Source organism: Pseudoramibacter faecis, assembly GCF_036289405.1.
Taxonomy (GTDB): Bacteria; Bacillota; Clostridia; order Eubacteriales; family Eubacteriaceae; genus Pseudoramibacter; species Pseudoramibacter faecis.
Window position 1 is genome coordinate 27,368 of sequence record NZ_JAYFFI010000018.1, and the last position, 16,193, is coordinate 43,560.

Here is a 16,193-nt window from a genome sequence, read left to right on the forward strand (position 1 = left end):
AAGCTATAAAAGCTATATTAAAGAAAGGAGCTTTAAATGGCGACTTATCAAAAAAATCCATTCACGTTGTCCTTCGGGCGCAAACCCGCCCATTATATTTCCCGGCTGAATCAGTCGCAGAAAATCATCAAGACCTTCACGCTGGCGCCGGTGACCGAGCAATTGTTTGTTATTACGGGGGTGCGCGGCTCCGGGAAGACGGTGCTGATGGCCGGCATTGCCAATGAATTGGATCGCAAAGACGAATGGCTTGTCATTCGCCTCAGTCCGGATGAGGATGATCTTGTGGCGACGCTGTGCGCCAATCTGTATCATCATAAAAAGGTGCATCAGTCATTTTTAAAAGCCGACGTGGCCGTTCATGTTCTCGGCATCGGCGTGACCGTCGAAAATCAGTCGCCGGCCATGACCGCGCTCAACGTCATTGAGGAGATGCTGACGGCGATCGCATCGCGTCACCAAAAGGTGCTCATCGCCATCGACGAAGTGACCAACACCAAACAGATCCGAAAGTTGGCCAGCGCCTTTCAGCTGCTCATTGGAAATGAACAGCCGATCTTTTTATTAATGACCGGCTTATACGAAAATATCAAAAATCTCCAGGATCAGAAAAATCTGACCTTTCTTTACCGGGCGCCGAAGATCTTCTTAGATCCGCTGGATCTCGGCGCCATCCGGGATGCCTACCGCCGAGTTTTTAATATTGACGAGGCCACGGCGATTCAGATGGCGAAGATGACCAAGGGATATCCCTTTGCCTTTCAGGTGTTGGGGTATATCTGCTGGGAGCTCGGGGAGATTGACATCCGCCGCCTGCCGGAAATTTGGTCGCGTTACGATCAGATTTTGAGCGAGGCCGTTTATAGTAAAATCTGGAGTGAACTCTCCAATGAAGACCGGAAGATTCTCGGCGCCATTGCGGAACAGGATGACGCTGATAACATCAAGGTGCAGGCCATCCGGCAGGCCAGCGGGATGCCGTCTAATAAATTTTCGGTCTATCGCCAAAGACTGAAAGAGAGGGGCCTCCTGGATACCCGGAAGTATGGCTATGTGTCGCTGGCCCTGCCGCGCTTTGCCGCTTTTGTGAAAGTGAATGCATGAATATCAAAAAACACCAGGGCCGCTTTTGAAATGGCGCTGGCACAGTTGACCAATGCGATTGATCATTATTTGCCTCATGAGTAGTGACAGAAAGGGAAAACATCAAAAATCGTCGTTAGAAATATATAAACAAAACGTCAAAAATATTAAAAGGAACTTAAATTCAAAACAGAATTAGCACTCACCTCTTGACACTGCTAATAAAACGATCTATAATGATCTCGCAATCAGGAAAGAAGTCCTGAAGGCCAATGCGATAACACCATTCTAAAGGAGGTTTGATGACCATGTTACCGACAATTTTTGGTGAAAATATTTTTGATAATCTGATGAACACATTTGATCGTGACTTTTTCAGCCACTGGGATTCATCGAAGCTCATGAGAACGGACGTTAAGGAAAATGACGACAGCTATGAACTGAAGGTGAATCTGCCGGGCCTTAAAAAAGAAGATGTCCACATCGAATTGAATCAGGATTATCTGACGATTTCCGCCAAGGCTCAAAATGCCAACGACGAAAAGGATGACAGCGGCAAGTACGTTCGCAGAGAACGCTACTATGGCAGTTATCAGCGCCAGTTTTACCTGGGCGAAGGGGTCAAACAGGAAGATATCCACGCCAGCATGGCCGATGGGGTTTTGACCCTGACCATTCCGAAAGTGGATCAACAGCAGATTGAAACCGCCCATAGGATCGAGATTGAAGGCTGAGACTTTCTCCTCTCCTCCACGGAAAAATCCCAACGCAATCGCGTTGGGATTTTTTATTTGGCGGCCGCTGCGGCGGCATGCGGATGATAAAAATATTCGCGCCGAAAAAATGACATTGATTGAAACTCTTTCAAAAAGATCCGTTGACCGCTTGGGTCGGCAACCGTATCCGGGCGATCAACCTTAGCATTCAGAAAGAAGGTAACACAGTGACTTGCAAAGATTCAGAACTCAAACGTCTATATCGGAAACCGGCCCGTGTGCGCGAAATGCTGGGCGCAGCCGAAAGCTTAAAGCGGCTGAATCGTGATCCGAAAAATGTCTGGATCCTCGGCCGCCGAACTAGTGACTCATGAAAAAGTCCTCCATGCACATCATACACTCAACACTCAAAAAGACCGCGAAAGCGGTTTTTTGAGTGTTGATTAAATTTTTGGATTAAATTTGATGATAACCCCCTGTTCGGTCACGCCTCTCGGCTCTGAGCCTCTTTTTTGCGGAATTTCCGGCGGAAGGCTGTCGGGGTCATGCCGACGTTTTTCTTGAAAACTTTGCTGAAATAATTAGGTTCGTGATAAGAAAGGTCCAACGCAATGTTGATAATGGGAATATCGGTGTTGATGAGCATGTCCTTGGCGATCTCGATTTTTTGATTGGTCAGGTAGGTCACAAAGTTCATGCCCGTTTCCTTCTTGAAGATTTTGGAGAGATAGTAGGAGCTCATGTTGGCGTATTCGCCGACCTGCTCGAGGGAAACGTCGTTTTGGGCGTTGCGGTCGATGTAATTGAGAATATCGTCGATGGTGTTTTTGTGTTCCGGGCTGTTTTCCGTCATCTTGTCAAAAATCTTGTCGATAGCCTTCATGATCTCGATTTTCAGATCGTAGCGGTTTTGGTAGCTTTGCACAAAATGCTGGTGGCCGGTACCACCGCTGAGGGGCGAGATGATGTCGTAGTTACAGCTGTCCTTGGCGATGCGGTCCAGCTCGTTCATAAAGTGGCGGATTTCGTCCTGCACCGAAAGCAAATCGAAGCCATAGTGATTGTAAAGCAGATCCAGATAAGCTGTCAGCGCCTGGCGGCACCGGGCATATTTTTGGTGGACGACGGTGTAAATCACTTCGTTGAGCTTCTCGTCGATGGCGCTGCGGGTATTGGCCTGCAGTGCCTTGATGGCCTGGTTGATGGATTCGAGCAACTGCTCGGCGCGGATGGGCTTGAGCAGCAAATCATCGACCTTGGCCTTGATGGCCTGATGGGCAAAATCAAACTCATTGAAGGCGGTGATAAGAATCACTTTTTTGGCGGGATCGGCTTTTTTTACCCGGCGCAGTACCTCGATACCGTTGATCTCCGGAATATTGATATCCATTAAAATGATCTGCGGATTGGTCTCAGCGATGCCTTCAAGGGCGACTTTCCCGGAGGAAGCCGAACCGACGATTTCAACATCAGGAGCTTGGTTGTCTAAGATCATTTTAAGGGCTTCTCGTTCAAGGTGTTCGTCCTCGACGATATAAACTTTATACATGGTTACCTCATTTCTTTGGTGCAGTTCCCGGCATGCGCTTCTGGGGAATGGTGATGATCACATCCGTCCCGGACGCGATGTTTTTATTGAAAGTGACCCCGTAATCGGGGCCGTAATAATATTTCAGGCGTTTGTTGGTGTTGCGGATGCCGATACCCATGCCCTTTTTGCTCTCGATGTGACGCTCTTCGTCGAGGAGCTCGTCGATGCGCTCGCTGGCGATGCCGACGCCGTTGTCGATGACGTGAATTTCCACATCGCCGTCGACCGGATGGGCGGAGACGCGGATATGGGCGCCGTTTTCCTGAGCTTCCACCGCGTATTTAATGGCATTCTCAACAAAGGGCTGAATAGACATGAAAGGACAGAGCACCGTTTTGAGTTCCTTACTGATGTCGAAGTCGTAGGTCAGACGGTCGCCTTGGCGTACCTTTTGGATGTGCAGATAGTTGCGCACATGGTGGATTTCCTCCTGGAGGGTGACAAAATCGTTTTCATCCCGGCGCATGGTGTAACGCAGCAAATCGGAGAAACGATAGACCATATCCTGGGTTTGGCTTGCCCCCTCGATCATGGCCAGACGGCCGATGGTGTTGAGCACGTTAAAAAAGAAATGGGGATTGATCTGGGCTTGCAGCGCTTTGAGGTTGGCCTTTTGCAAAGCGCTTTCCATGTTGCTGCGGCGGTTGATTTCTTCCATGAGCTCCATGTTGGCCTCGTTAAGTTCCCGCTGCATGACGACGATCAGCTGGCGCTCTACCAGGTAATTGGCAATAGTAAAAAGCAGATCGGCGGCGGCCTGCACCCGATCGAGAGTGGTCATGGTCACCTGGCTGCGCATGCGGGCAAGATCCTGCCGGCCGTAAAGGTTGGTGAGCTTGCCGGGGGAGCCCATGGGCAATTTGGCCATTTCCTCTTTGGGAATCTGCACCTGTCCGGCGAGGATGGCGCCGATGTAGTTGCCTTTGGCCATGATGGGCACGGCCATGTCCACCAGACCGCCGTGACAAACATAGATGGCCGGCTTGCCGGTGCGCACCGATTCAATCCCGCCGTCGGCGTCAGAGCGCATGCAGTGTTCGTAGCATTCGGGAATTTTGCGGATATTGGTGCAAAAGTCCGTAAAATTGCTGTACTCCAAAACGGGGTTGCCTTTGCAGTCGACGATGATCGCGGCCACGCCGGTCGCCGCCGAAAAGGCGTCCTGAATTTTCTGAAGCACCTCCATATCAAAAACATCTGAAATGCTCAAAATGGAAGAAGATTTGGTTTGCGTCTTCGCCATGATGATAACGTCTCCTACTTTTAATCTTAATTCATTATAGCATAGTTGACAAAAAATTCCAGTTGCTCAGTAAAAAACAGACAAAAAAATGGCAAAATTCTATCAATTCCTGTAAAAATTTTAAATGAATGGTAAAAAATTAAGGTTTTAAAAGCTAAAAATTATCTTTAGGGATAAAATCAGCGGAAAAAATGTAAAAACAGGGCGCGTTTGAAATTCACTGGCCGACGGTTTGGAATCTGCATCTTTGAAGAAGGCGCGCGTGATAAAATAAAATCATAGGCGATCGGCAGCCGATCATTGGTTAAAGCAAGACAAAAGGCGCGACTGATAACGCTGTCGCGCAGGGAAAGGGGGAGACCATGATTCGAAAGACACAGCGGGAGGCGGTGACCGAGTTGGCCGGCGGCAAAGGCACGATTTATATCGATCACATCGCGAGCGAGCAGGAGCTCATGGGCCACGCGAAGATGTATGCCCAGGTGACGCTGCCGCCGGGAACGTCCATCGGTGTCCATACCCATACCGGTGAAACGGAGCCCTATTTTATCGTGGAGGGCGTCGGCGACTTTACCGATAACGACGGATCGGTAACGCCGGTGGTGCCCGGGGACTGTTGCGTGATCGTGCCGGGGCAGTGCCACGGCATCGCCAATCCCTATAATGGAAATCTGGTGTTTATGGCGCTGATTTATTATGATGATCAGCCGAGGCAGGTGTAAGATGCGACATTCTCAGGATTTTAAAGCGCTGAAGATCAATCCGTTTAAATTGTTCGACGAGGATTGGGGATTGGTGACGGCAGGCGCGCCGGCAGATTTTAACACCATGACCATCGGCTGGGGGACCATGGGCTCTATCTGGGGCAAGCCCGGCCAGACCAGGCCTGTCGTGACGGTATATGTGAAGCCCGTCCGGCACACCTTCGGCTATCTCAACGCGAGCGAGGTCTTCACGGTCAGCTTTTTTGACGCGGCATATCACAAGGATCTGATGATCCTTGGCACCCTCAGCGGTCGGGACGGCGATAAGGTGGCGGCGACGCAGCTCACGCCGGCGGCGGTGAATCTGTCGACCGGCAGCCAGACGGTAACGTTCCGGGAGGCGAAACTGACCCTGGTGTGCCAAAAGTTGTACGCTCAGGATTTAGACATCAACCGAATTCCCGTCGATGTGGTCGCCGGGTTTTATGCGGAGGAGGCGCCCCACCGCCAATACATCGGTCAGGTGACGGATATGCTGCTGCCGGATTGAAAACAGCCGATAAGGAAGGGAAAATGAAAAAAATTTTAATGCTCGCCGGCGATTTTGCCGAGGATTACGAAGTGATGGTGCCCTACCAGGCATTAAGCGTTTGCGGTTTTGCGGTGGATGTGATTTGTCCGGACAAAAAAGCGGGGGAAACCATAAAAACGGCGGTCCACGATTTTCTCGGCGATCAGACCTATGTGGAGATGCCGGGGCATCGGTTTGCGCTGAACAAAGATTTCGATGCGGTGCGCTGCGCTGATTATGACGGGCTCTATCTCACCGGCGGCCGCGCGCCGGAGTATCTGCGCTTGGATGCGCGGGTCATCGAGATTGTCCGGTATTTCATGGCGCATAATCTGCCGGTGGCGGCTATTTGCCACGGCATTCAGATTTTAACGGCCGCTGACGTTCTCGGCGGGCGCAGGCTCACGGCCTACCCGGCGGTGGCGCCGGAGATCGTCCTGGCCGGCGGCACCTATATCGAGGTGGCGGCAGACGAGGCCGTGACCGACGGCAATTTGGTGACATCGCCGGCCTGGCCGGGCAATACGGCGATTTTAAAAGCTTTTATTGCAAAATTCGGCGCATGAGCGCAGCGGAAAGAGAGGAAGATCGATGGATGAAGTGACGTTCAGGCGCCTGATGCGGGAGAGCGGCATCCCTCAGGCCGAAACCGAGCGGACCATTCGCATGGCGGAAGCGGTGCGCGCCGGCGATTCGGCGGCGGATCCCAATATTCCCATCGATTATACCCGGGTGTTTGAAGGGATGTGTGTGACCCGGGAAAAGCGCGGATGACCAGCGGCCGCGATGTGCGGCACAGATAAGCCGACCGTTACAGGCAACGGCCAATGCGAAAGCTCCCCGGCGGATCGTGTCGGGGAGCTTTTTGCATGGCGAAAAATGCCGTTGGCCGGCATCGCGCGGCCAAAAGGATCGGAAAAAAGGAAAAGTGCAAAAAAGTTTCGGCGTGGGTCATAAAAATACAGAAAGGGTCTTAAAAATGCAAAAAAATGGTTTGAAGGGTGTTCGCCGCCCTTTTCGCTCCCGTCGTATAATGAAAACAGAAATGACGACCTGCGTGGATGGCGTTTTTTCTCAAGCAAAAAAGCTTGACCAAAAATCAATTTTTTTATTGAGGAGGCTAATATGGCTATTGCAAAAGGATTCAGCGAACCGACTGATCGCATCAAAAAGCTTAAAGCGCGCATCATCGACGCGACGCCGACGGTCGAAGCGGACCGTGCGGAGCTGCTCACCGAAGCGTACAAAAAGTATGAAGGTGCGACGCCGGCGATTCGTAACGCCCGCGCGAATGAAGCGATCTTTAACGGCATTCCGGTGACGATTCGTCCGGGGGAACTGATCGTCGGCGCGCTGACCGTCACAGACCGCGGCTGCCAGATTTATCCTGAATTTTCTTACGACTGGATCGAAGCCGAATTTGACACCATGGCAACCCGCAAATGCGACCCGTTTGAAATTCCGGAGGACACCAAGCGCCGTCTGACAGAAGTGTTCAAATACTGGCCGGGCAAAACCAACTCAGATCTCGCCCATTCGCTGATGTCTGATAAGGCGCTCGAATGTCAGGCGGAAGGGGTTTTCACCGTCGGCAACTATTACTTTGGGGGGATCGGCCACGTCTGCGTCGATTATGGCAAGGTGCTGAGAGTCGGTTTTTCCGGCATCGTCAAGGAAGCGGCTGAAAAGAAAGCGGCCCTCGATCCGGAAGATCCGGAAACCATCGTCAAGACTCAATTCTACGACGCGGTGATCATCACCTATAACGCGGCGATCAATCTCGCGCACCGCTACGCGGCAAAGGCTCTCGAAATGGCCCAGACCGAAATCAACCCGCAGCGCAAGAAAGAGCTTTTGCAGATCGCTCAGAACTGTGCGAACGTGCCGGAAAAACCGGCGCAGAACTTCTGGGAAGCCTGCCAGGCCTTCTGGTTTGTGCAACTGATCATGCATCTCGAATCCTCCGGACACTCCATTTCGCCGGGGCGCTTCGACCAGTATATGTATCCCTATTACGAAAAAGACACCATCGACCGCGACTTCGCCCAGGAACTGGTGGACTGCATCTTTATCAAGCTCAACGACCTGAACAAAACCCGCGACGCCATTTCCGACGAGCTCTTTGCCGGATACGCGATCTTCCAGAATATGTGCGCCGGCGGTCAGACGCCGGAAGGGCTCGACGCCACCAACGACGTTTCCTACATGCAGCTGGATGCCATTGCCCACGTCGGGCTGCCCCAGCCCTCGATGTCCATTCGTTACTGGGACGGCACGCCGGATGAATTCCTGCTCCGCGCCTGCGAAGTGGTTCGTCTGGGGCACGGGCTGCCGGCGATGTACTCCGACGAAGTCGCGATCCCGATGCTCGAAAACGACGGTGTTTGCCTCGAGGATGCCCGCGACTGGCTGCCGATCGGCTGTGTCGAGCCGCAGCCCCAGCACAAGACCGACGGCTGGCACGACGCCGCTTTCTTCAACTGCTGCAAGGTGCTCGATATCACTCTGCATAACGGGAAGAGCCGCGGCAAGCAGCTCGGGCCGAAGACCGGCGAAATGACCGAAATGCAAACCTTCGAGGATTTTGTCAAGGCCTATGAAGAACAGATGAAATTCTTCGTGCATTACCTGGTCGAATCTGACAACTGTGTGGACTACGCCCACATGATGAATATGCCGATGCCCTTCGAATCGGCGCTGGTGGACGGCTGCCTCGACAAGGGGAAATCCGTTCAGGAAGGGGCCGCGAAATATAACTTCACCGGGCCGCAGGCCTTTGGGACCGCGGACGTCATCGACTCCTTCGTCGCCGTGAAGCAAAACGTCTTTGAAGATCACAAATACACCATGGCGGAAATGATGGACGCCATCGACAATAACTTTGGCTACACCGTCGATCCGAACTTCAACCCGACGGGCTCCGACCGGCAGCAGGGCGGCGGCACCGCTCCGGCATCCGCCGGCGGCAGCAGCACCCGCTCCGCGATGGAACAGAAAGTCTGGGAAGTGGTTCAATCGGTGCTGGGCGAAAGCAATGCGATTGATCTATCGGCGCTGAACGGCGGCGAGTCGGTGGTCACCGGCGCATCCGCCGGCAGTGATCAGCTCGCCAAGTGGAACAAGATTCATAAGCAAATGCTGAGCGCGCCGCATTTCGGTAACGATATTCCGGAAGTCGACCTGCTCGGACGCCGCGTCACCAAGATTTATTCCAGCGAAGTCCACGGCCAGAAGAACCCCCGCGGCGGAATCTATCACGCCGGCTGCTACACTGTCTCTGCCAACGTCGGGATGGGCCGCGATGTCGATGCCCTGCCGGACGGCCGCCTGGCACAGTCGGCGCTATCCGACAACATTTCGCCGCGTCACGGCTTTGACGTCAGCGGGCCGACCGCAGCCAATGCGTCCTCCGCGACCATCGATGCCCTGGACTTTGGGAACGGGACCCTGCTCAACCAGAAGCTTCTGCCGTCGGCTGTCGCCGGCGACGAAGGTCTCAAGCGCTTCGCTGCACTGGTTCGCGCCTACTTTGATCACAAGGGTTATCACATCCAGTTCAACATCGTCAATAGAAAGTCCCTGCTTGAAGCGCAGGCGCATCCGGAACAGCATAAGGATTTGATCGTCCGCGTCGCCGGCTATTCGGCACAATTCGTCGTGCTGGCCAAGGACGTTCAAGATGACATCATCGCTCGGACAGAACAGACATTCGAATAAGTAAAACGATAGGAGGCGCCGCGTTGAGGTCCGTGAATATTGACTATGCATTAGAAGGGGACGTATTTAATATACAACGCTTCTCCCTCAATGACGGTCCCGGTATCCGAACGATCGTATTTCTGAAAGGTTGTCCGCTGCGCTGTTGGTGGTGCTGCAATCCGGAATCTCAAAAACTGCGCCCGGTCATTTTTTACGATGTGGTGAGCTGTATCCATTGCGGCTCCTGCCTAAAAGTGTGTCCGGAGCCGGGGGCCCTGTCCCCGGAAAACCCCGCCTTTGTCGATTATCAAAAATGTACGGGCTGCGGCGAATGCGTCGCCGTCTGCCCGGCGGGGGCCTTGGCGCAGAAGGGCGAGAAAATGACGGTGCAGCAGGTGATTCGCGAAGTGAAAAAAGATGCCGCATATTATCGTCGAACCGGCGGCGGCATCACCATTTCCGGCGGAGAGCCGCTGATGCAGTACCGCTTTACGGCGGAGATTTTAAAAGCCGGACAGGCCCAGGGCTGGAACACGGCGGTCGAAACCACCGGATACACCTATGAAGAGGAGGCGCTCGATGCCGTGCTGCCGTATTTGGATCTCGCACTGCTGGACGCGAAAGCGCCCAATGATGAGCTCCACAAAAAAGTTACCGGCGTCAGCAACGAGGTGATCAAAAAGAATGCCCGGCGCATCGCGAAGGAGGCGGGGAATACCATCATCCGCGTTCCGACCATTCCGGGCGTCAACGCATCCGCGGAAACCATCCGCGAGATCGCGGACTTTACGAAGGATCTCGGTGTGAAGGAAGTGCATCTGTTGCCCTATCACAAGTTGGGTGAAAATAAATACCATCTGATGGGGCTGGAATATAAAATGCCGGAGGATACCAAGACGCCAAACAGAGAAGAGATGGCCGCTTTAAAAAAAGTGGTTGAATCGGCAGGACTCACTTGCAAGATCGGGGGGTAAACCGGTCGCGCAAGCGCACGCTGCCAAAAGATGGTTAAAAACATGAATGGATCAGGCTGGCGCGCTTGCTGGCGCGCAGTCTGTGGCTAACCAACCGGTTTTAAATTGTTGAACACAGCTGAAAGGCTGGTTCAAATAAAGCAGGAAGGAAAGCTGATTTCGCTTGAGGCGCCAAATGTGGGAACCCTTCGGGGATTTTGACGATTCAAGTCGGACGGCAATACCAGAGCTTCCTGATTTTTGGTCTCGTGGGGTCCTGGCTGCTTTGCTGGGATCCCATTTTTGCATGAAGCATTGAATAAAAGCATTTTAAAAAAGCAGCAAGATAAAAATATTGGTCAAGGCATCGCGACGATGCCGGAGAAGAAAGGGGGAAGTATTGATGGAATCAACCGTTGGCAACCTGGCGCTTAAGGCCCGGGAGGCCTTTAAGCAATTTGCGGGTAAACCCCTGAAAGACAGGGAGGCGGTGATCCGGGCCATTCGGATGGTGCTGGCGAGGGAGGCAGAGGATCTGGCCCGCCGCGCTTTTAACGAAACGGGCATGGGCATCGTTGCCGACAAGCAGGCCAAAATTGCGCTCGCCATCCATCAAACGCCGGGCACGGAGGATCTCGTTACGGAAGTGGTGACCAACGACGACGGCATGGTTCTTTACGAGCTGTCGGCTTTCGGGGTGGTGTGTGCGGTGCATCCGGCGACCAATCCGGCGGCAACGCTCATCAACATCACGATTTCGGCACTGGCGGCGGGCAACGCGGTGATCCACTGCGCCCATCCGAGGGCGATCGAAACGAGCAAGCATATCGTCGCATTGATGAACGAAACCGCCAGGCGCGTTCTGGGTATCGATCATTTGATTGGCATCCTGCCCACCGGCGGCATGCAGGCCATCCAGGAGGTGATGAACCATCCGGATGTGGACATGATCGTGATGACAGGCTCGCACACGGCGGTGAGCCGCGCCTGCAGTGCCGACAAAAAGGTCATCGGCGCGGGACCGGCCAACCCGCCGGTGATCGTCGACGAAACGGCCAACGTGATCAAGGCGGCGGAGGACATTGTGAAATCCGCGTCCTTTGACAATAATTTGATGTGCGTAACGGAAAAGGCCATTGTCGCGGTGAACGCCGTTGCGGATACCCTGGCGAGAGAAATGGAAGCCTGCGGCGCGCAATACATTGAGGCGCCGGAGGATATCGAAAAGCTGACCCGCGCCATCATCGATGGCGACATGCAGCCTCGCAAGGTTTTTGACGGCCGCAATGCAGGAGATATCCTTGAATCGGCGGACATTCCAGCAAAACCCGGGGTGAAGCTCGTCGTCGTGCGCGCGGCGCCGGAGCATCCCTTTGTCACGAAAGAGCTCAAGATGCCGGTGGTGCCGATGGTGCGCACCGCCAATTTTGACGAGGCCATGACGGCGGCGCTGGCTATTGAGCAGGGCTGTCATCACACGGCGATGCTCCACAGCCAATCCATTGAACGCCTCAACTATGCGGCTAAGATCATGCAGACGTCGGTCTTTGTGAAGAACGGGCCGGGATATGCGGGAATCGGCTATCAAATGGACGCGCCCTGTTCCTTTGCCGTCGCCACGAAAACGGGAGAAGGCACCGTCACGGCCAGGCACTTCGGTCGCCGCCGTCGCTGCTTCCTGACAGAGGCCTTTACCATTCGCTGACGCCGCGCCCGCCTGTAAAGTGTAAAAAACAAACCTTTTAAAGCAGCCGGAATATTGAAACGTGCATCGCATTTCTGTTAAAATAAAACTGGCCGTCGGCAAACGGCCGAGAATTTCCCAAAGGGGCACTGACAGGTGTTTTAAAGGGAGATATTTGGTTCGGGAACGATTGAAGAAAGATTGAAGAATGTGCGAAGAAAAAGAGGGAATGCGATGAAAATGATAACGGGCCAGTTAACGGAAGAAACCCTGCTGGATATTCAGCGGACGCTGTCCGCGGCGACAACACTGCCCTTTTATATTGTCGATTATAAAGGCGAGGTGGTGCTGCCGCCGGTCGACGAGTCAGATTTCATGAAGGAAGTGCACCAATGGGCCGCGGTGAGCGATGCCATGCGCGTGGCCGATGCGGCCGGCGGCATCCGGGCGGCCGCTAAGGGCGAGCCGTTGATTTACAAGATTCCCTGTGCGCTGTATAAGCTGGCAGTACCTATCGTTGCGGACAACCAATTTTGGGGCAGCCTGATCGGCGGACCGGTGCGTCTGGATGCGGCGCCTGCTGTTTTCTTCGAACAGGACGGCGAGGCCCGGGAAGAAAGCGAAACCTTTCTTGCGGTGCACCACCATCTCTGGGAGCAGATCGTTTGTCTTCCGGAAGCGGCGCTTTTGCGGGATGCGGACCTTGCGGGCACCATCACCGAGAAAGTTGTGACACTGGCAGCGGGCTGGCAGCGCGAAAAGGAGCAGCGGGAAGCGGCAGAGCAGATCATCGACAAACAATATCGCCAACTCGAGGCCTACAAGCGCAGCGAGTCGCTGCCGCGCAAAGAGCATCTGGTGGATCGGCTTAACATGCATTTCTGGTTTAACGCGCTGACCTCGGCAGCCAATTTGTCCATTTTGGAGGGGGCGTTGCGCACCAACGAAATGGTAACGTTAATTTCCGAGTTTTTGCGGGATACCTTGTTTAACAACCGCGATTTTTGGAACCTGAAGCAGGAAATCGAAGCCATCGAATGTTTTTTGCGCATCCAGGCGGTGCGCTTCGGCGACCGGATCCAATATAAAATCGACGTGCCGCGCAATCTGATGAAAACCCGGATGCCGAAGATGATGACGATGCCCTTTGTGGAATTTGCCATGAGCGGACTGACCGGTCAGCGGGAAGGCGGCAGCCTTTTGGTGAAGATCACGCGGCAGGACAGCTGGATCAACGTGCTGCTGGAAGACAACGCTCAGCGGCGGGAACCGGCGCCGGAAGATCAGGTTGTCAAGGAGCGGAGCAGTTATTTTTCGCTGGCCGACAATATCGGCGCGGTGAAAGAACGGCTGAACCGCGTGTACGGCACCGGCTACCGCGTAGTGGAAGAACGTGCCGACGGGCTCAACCGCTGCATTATCCGCATTCCGGAAGAGGAGGCGGCCGATGTTTAAGGTGCTCATTGCCGACGACGAATATCTGATGCGCGAAGCGCTCAAGCGCATGGTGGAAATGGTTGACGGGTTCGAAGTCTGTGCGACGGTGAATACCGGGCAGGAAGCGGTGGACCAGGTGGCGGCGCTGTCGCCGGACATCATCTTTATCGATGTGGTGATGCCGGATCTGGGCGGAATTGAGGCGGCCAAACGCATCAAAGACAGCGGCAATCGCGCGCCGATTTATCTGATCTCGGCCTATAACGAATTTCAATTTGCGAAGGAAGCCATCTATATCGGGGTGGCGGAATATCTGACGAAGCCTCTGGGCTATACCGACGTGAAGCGGGTGCTCGAGACCTACCGCGGGCTGAACACCAAGCGCGATGAGACTTTTGAGAACATCTGCCGATGTGTGGACGCGAAGCATTACGGCGATATGTATTATCGGCTGCCGGATCTGATTGCCAATATCCGCGAGGAGAGCTGGGATTCGCCGGAAGAAATTGTCGAATATTATTATGACATTGAAAGCCGATTGTTTGAACGTTACGCGTGTTCGCTGGAAACGAACTATGTCAACCGGCCGGCGGGAAAGATGCTGCCGATCGTGCGCTGGCTGGAGTTTAGGCTCTACGCCACCCTGGATTTGATCTATCGGCACAACGCCGTGGCCCAATACCCGGTGATGGCCCGCTCGTTTACCTATATCGATCAGCACACCGGCGACAATATCGGCCTGCGGGAAGTCCGGGACGACAGCGGCCTGTCTCAGGGGTACCTCAGCCGCATTTTCAAAAAGACCCTGGGCATCTCGGTGATGTCCTATATCCATCTGTGCCGCATGATGCAGGCCAAGTGGTATTTCTGCACGGAGGATGCCAATGTCACCGATGTGGCGTATCAACTGGGCTATAACGAAAGCTCTTATTTCAGCAAGCTCTTTAAAAAATACGAACACACCACCATTTCGCAATATAAAAAGATGATTAAACAGGAAAGGAGAGAAAAACATCAAGATGAAACGAACAGCTGAATCTGTGACGGAAGGCCATCCGGACAAAGTCTGCGATCAAATCGCCGACGGCATTCTGGACGCCTGCCTGAAACGGGATCCGGACGCGCATACCGCCATCGAGGTGATGGTCTCGAAAAACACGTTGATGATCGCCGGCGAGCTCTCACAAGACGTCCGCGAGAGCGGCGCCGTGAATCCGGTGACCATCGCTCGTCAGGTCGTCCGTGAAATCGGCTACATATCAGAGGAAGCCGGCCTGGACGCCGATCGCTGCAATGTGCTGACCAATGTGAATGTACAGTCGTCGGATATCGCCGGGGCCGTCAGTAAGGCGGCGACGAGCGAGACGGCCAAATGGCAGGCCGGAAAGGTGCGCTGCAAATGGCTGCCGCCGGAAGGCGTCGACCCTGGCGAGCATCGGCGCGTCCCGCACGTGGGCGCCGGCGACCAGGGCGTGATGATCGGCTACGCGACGGACGAAACGCCGGAGTTGATGCCGATGCCCTTTGTGCTGGCGACAAAATTGGCGCAGCGCCTGGCAGCGGTGCGCAAAAACGGCACCTTACCCTGGCTGCGCCCCGACGGCAAGTCCCAGGTGACCATGGCCTACGACGATGCCGGCTGTCCGGAGCGCATCGACAGCGTTGTACTTTCGGCCCAGCACGATCCGGCCGTCGATTTGCCGGAGCTTCAGCAGGCGCTGATGGAGGCCGTGGTGCTGCCGGTGATCGATGCCGAACGCATCACGGCGACCACGGCGCTGCGCATCAACCCATCCGGCCGGTTTGTGATCGGCGGGCCGCTGGGTGATACCGGGCTCACCGGGCGTAAGCTCATGGTGGATACCTACGGCTCGATCGCCCGTCACGGCGGCGGTGCGTTTTCCGGGAAGGATCCGACCAAGGTCGATCGATCCGGCGCTTATATGGCGCGCTACGTGGCGAAAAACATCGTGGGCTGCGGGCTGGCGAAGCGCTGCGAGGTTTCGCTGGCCTATGCCATCGGACTGGAGCAGCCGGAAATGGTCGCCATCAATACCTTTGGCACGGCCCGGGTGGCAGAGCGCAAAATTGCCCGCATGGTGGAGGAGGTGGTCTCCTTCTCGGTGGCGGATATTATCGAAGGGCTTAAGTTGCGTCAGCCGATTTATCGTCAGACGGCAGCCTACGGCCATTTCGGCCGGGACGCGTTCCCCTGGGAAAAGGTTGATGAATTGGCATCCGTCCAGAAATAGAGAACGACATGGATGAATTATCGAGGAAAAGGTATTTGAATCCGCTTTTAAGGGCGCTTGAGACCGGGGTGAAATGCGTTGTTTGAATGCCCGGAAACGGGGTTTGTGGCTGAAAAATTGCAAACACATGAAAAATAATCAGCCCTTGAAAAAGCTGCCTGTAAAGCGTAAAAAACCGTATTTTTTGCTCAAACAGCGCAATTAATTACCCCACGAAATGGTTTAAAATAAGGACAGTAACAATAATACCCATACAAGGA

15 protein-coding genes are annotated in these 16,193 nt (G+C 54.1%); 13 read left to right on the forward strand and 2 right to left on the reverse strand.

All coding sequences use genetic code 11. The features are described from left to right. The first annotated feature begins 36 nt into the window (after positions 1-36). Both V3C63_RS10020 and V3C63_RS10025 read left to right on the forward strand, forming a co-directional pair. The gene (locus V3C63_RS10020; protein WP_329887658.1) at positions 37-1,104 is read left to right on the forward strand and encodes a P-loop NTPase fold protein; all 1,068 of its coding nucleotides are present in this window, start codon (positions 37-39) and stop codon (positions 1,102-1,104) included. A gap of 287 nt (positions 1,105-1,391) precedes the next feature. Continuing rightward, on the forward strand, positions 1,392-1,817 hold the full coding sequence (locus V3C63_RS10025) for an Hsp20/alpha crystallin family protein (protein ID WP_425355381.1): 426 nt from the start codon (positions 1,392-1,394) through the stop codon (positions 1,815-1,817). A gap of 466 nt (positions 1,818-2,283) precedes the next feature. Here V3C63_RS10025 and V3C63_RS10030 read toward each other — a convergent pair whose 3' ends face one another. Continuing rightward, complete coding sequence (locus tag V3C63_RS10030) at positions 2,284-3,348, reverse strand: response regulator transcription factor (protein WP_329887661.1); 1,065 nt, start codon at positions 3,346-3,348, stop codon at positions 2,284-2,286. Positions 3,349-3,355: 7 nt separating this feature from the next. Next, positions 3,356-4,633, reverse strand: a complete 1,278-nt coding sequence (locus tag V3C63_RS10035; protein WP_329887662.1) for a sensor histidine kinase — start codon at positions 4,631-4,633, stop codon at positions 3,356-3,358. A gap of 362 nt (positions 4,634-4,995) precedes the next feature. On the opposite strand from V3C63_RS10035, the gene V3C63_RS10040 reads away from it, so the two are divergent. The 11 genes from V3C63_RS10040 (at position 4,996) to metK (ending at position 15,933) form a co-directional block, all read left to right on the forward strand. Further along, a complete protein-coding gene (locus V3C63_RS10040) occupies positions 4,996-5,355 on the forward strand; it encodes a cupin domain-containing protein (protein ID WP_329887663.1) in 360 nt (119 codons plus the stop codon). A 1-nt stretch (position 5,356) separates the two neighbouring features. Further along, positions 5,357-5,887, forward strand: a complete 531-nt coding sequence (locus tag V3C63_RS10045; protein WP_329887665.1) for a flavin reductase — start codon at positions 5,357-5,359, stop codon at positions 5,885-5,887. A gap of 23 nt (positions 5,888-5,910) precedes the next feature. Beyond that, complete coding sequence (locus V3C63_RS10050; protein ID WP_329887667.1) at positions 5,911-6,474, forward strand: DJ-1/PfpI family protein; 564 nt, start codon at positions 5,911-5,913, stop codon at positions 6,472-6,474. Positions 6,475-6,499: 25 nt separating this feature from the next. Further along, positions 6,500-6,682 carry a hypothetical protein gene (locus tag V3C63_RS10055; protein ID WP_329887668.1) on the forward strand — a complete coding sequence of 61 codons (183 nt, stop codon included), beginning with the start codon at positions 6,500-6,502 and terminating at the stop codon, positions 6,680-6,682. A 351-nt stretch (positions 6,683-7,033) separates the two neighbouring features. After that, complete coding sequence (locus V3C63_RS10060) at positions 7,034-9,625, forward strand: glycyl radical protein (RefSeq protein ID WP_329887670.1); 2,592 nt, start codon at positions 7,034-7,036, stop codon at positions 9,623-9,625. A gap of 23 nt (positions 9,626-9,648) precedes the next feature. After that, complete coding sequence (locus V3C63_RS10065) at positions 9,649-10,581, forward strand: glycyl-radical enzyme activating protein (RefSeq protein ID WP_329887672.1); 933 nt, start codon at positions 9,649-9,651, stop codon at positions 10,579-10,581. A gap of 282 nt (positions 10,582-10,863) precedes the next feature. Continuing rightward, on the forward strand, positions 10,864-10,995 hold the full coding sequence (locus V3C63_RS10070) for a hypothetical protein (RefSeq protein ID WP_329887674.1): 132 nt from the start codon (positions 10,864-10,866) through the stop codon (positions 10,993-10,995). Then, on the forward strand, positions 10,964-12,265 hold the full coding sequence (locus V3C63_RS10075; RefSeq protein ID WP_329887676.1) for an aldehyde dehydrogenase: 1,302 nt from the start codon (positions 10,964-10,966) through the stop codon (positions 12,263-12,265). Before V3C63_RS10070 ends, V3C63_RS10075 begins: the two co-directional genes overlap by 32 nt. A 213-nt stretch (positions 12,266-12,478) precedes the next feature. Beyond that, a complete protein-coding gene (locus V3C63_RS10080) occupies positions 12,479-13,699 on the forward strand; it encodes a sensor histidine kinase (protein WP_329887678.1) in 1,221 nt (406 codons plus the stop codon). Beyond that, positions 13,692-14,717 (forward strand): response regulator, encoded by a 1,026-nt coding sequence (locus tag V3C63_RS10085; RefSeq protein ID WP_329887679.1) that lies wholly within the window; start codon positions 13,692-13,694, stop codon positions 14,715-14,717. The genes V3C63_RS10080 and V3C63_RS10085 overlap by 8 nt, the downstream gene beginning before the upstream one ends. Further along, entirely contained in the window at positions 14,701-15,933 is a 1,233-nt protein-coding gene (metK, locus tag V3C63_RS10090; RefSeq protein ID WP_329887680.1) for a methionine adenosyltransferase, read from the forward strand. Before V3C63_RS10085 ends, metK begins: the two co-directional genes overlap by 17 nt. Positions 15,934-16,193 lie beyond the last annotated feature (260 nt).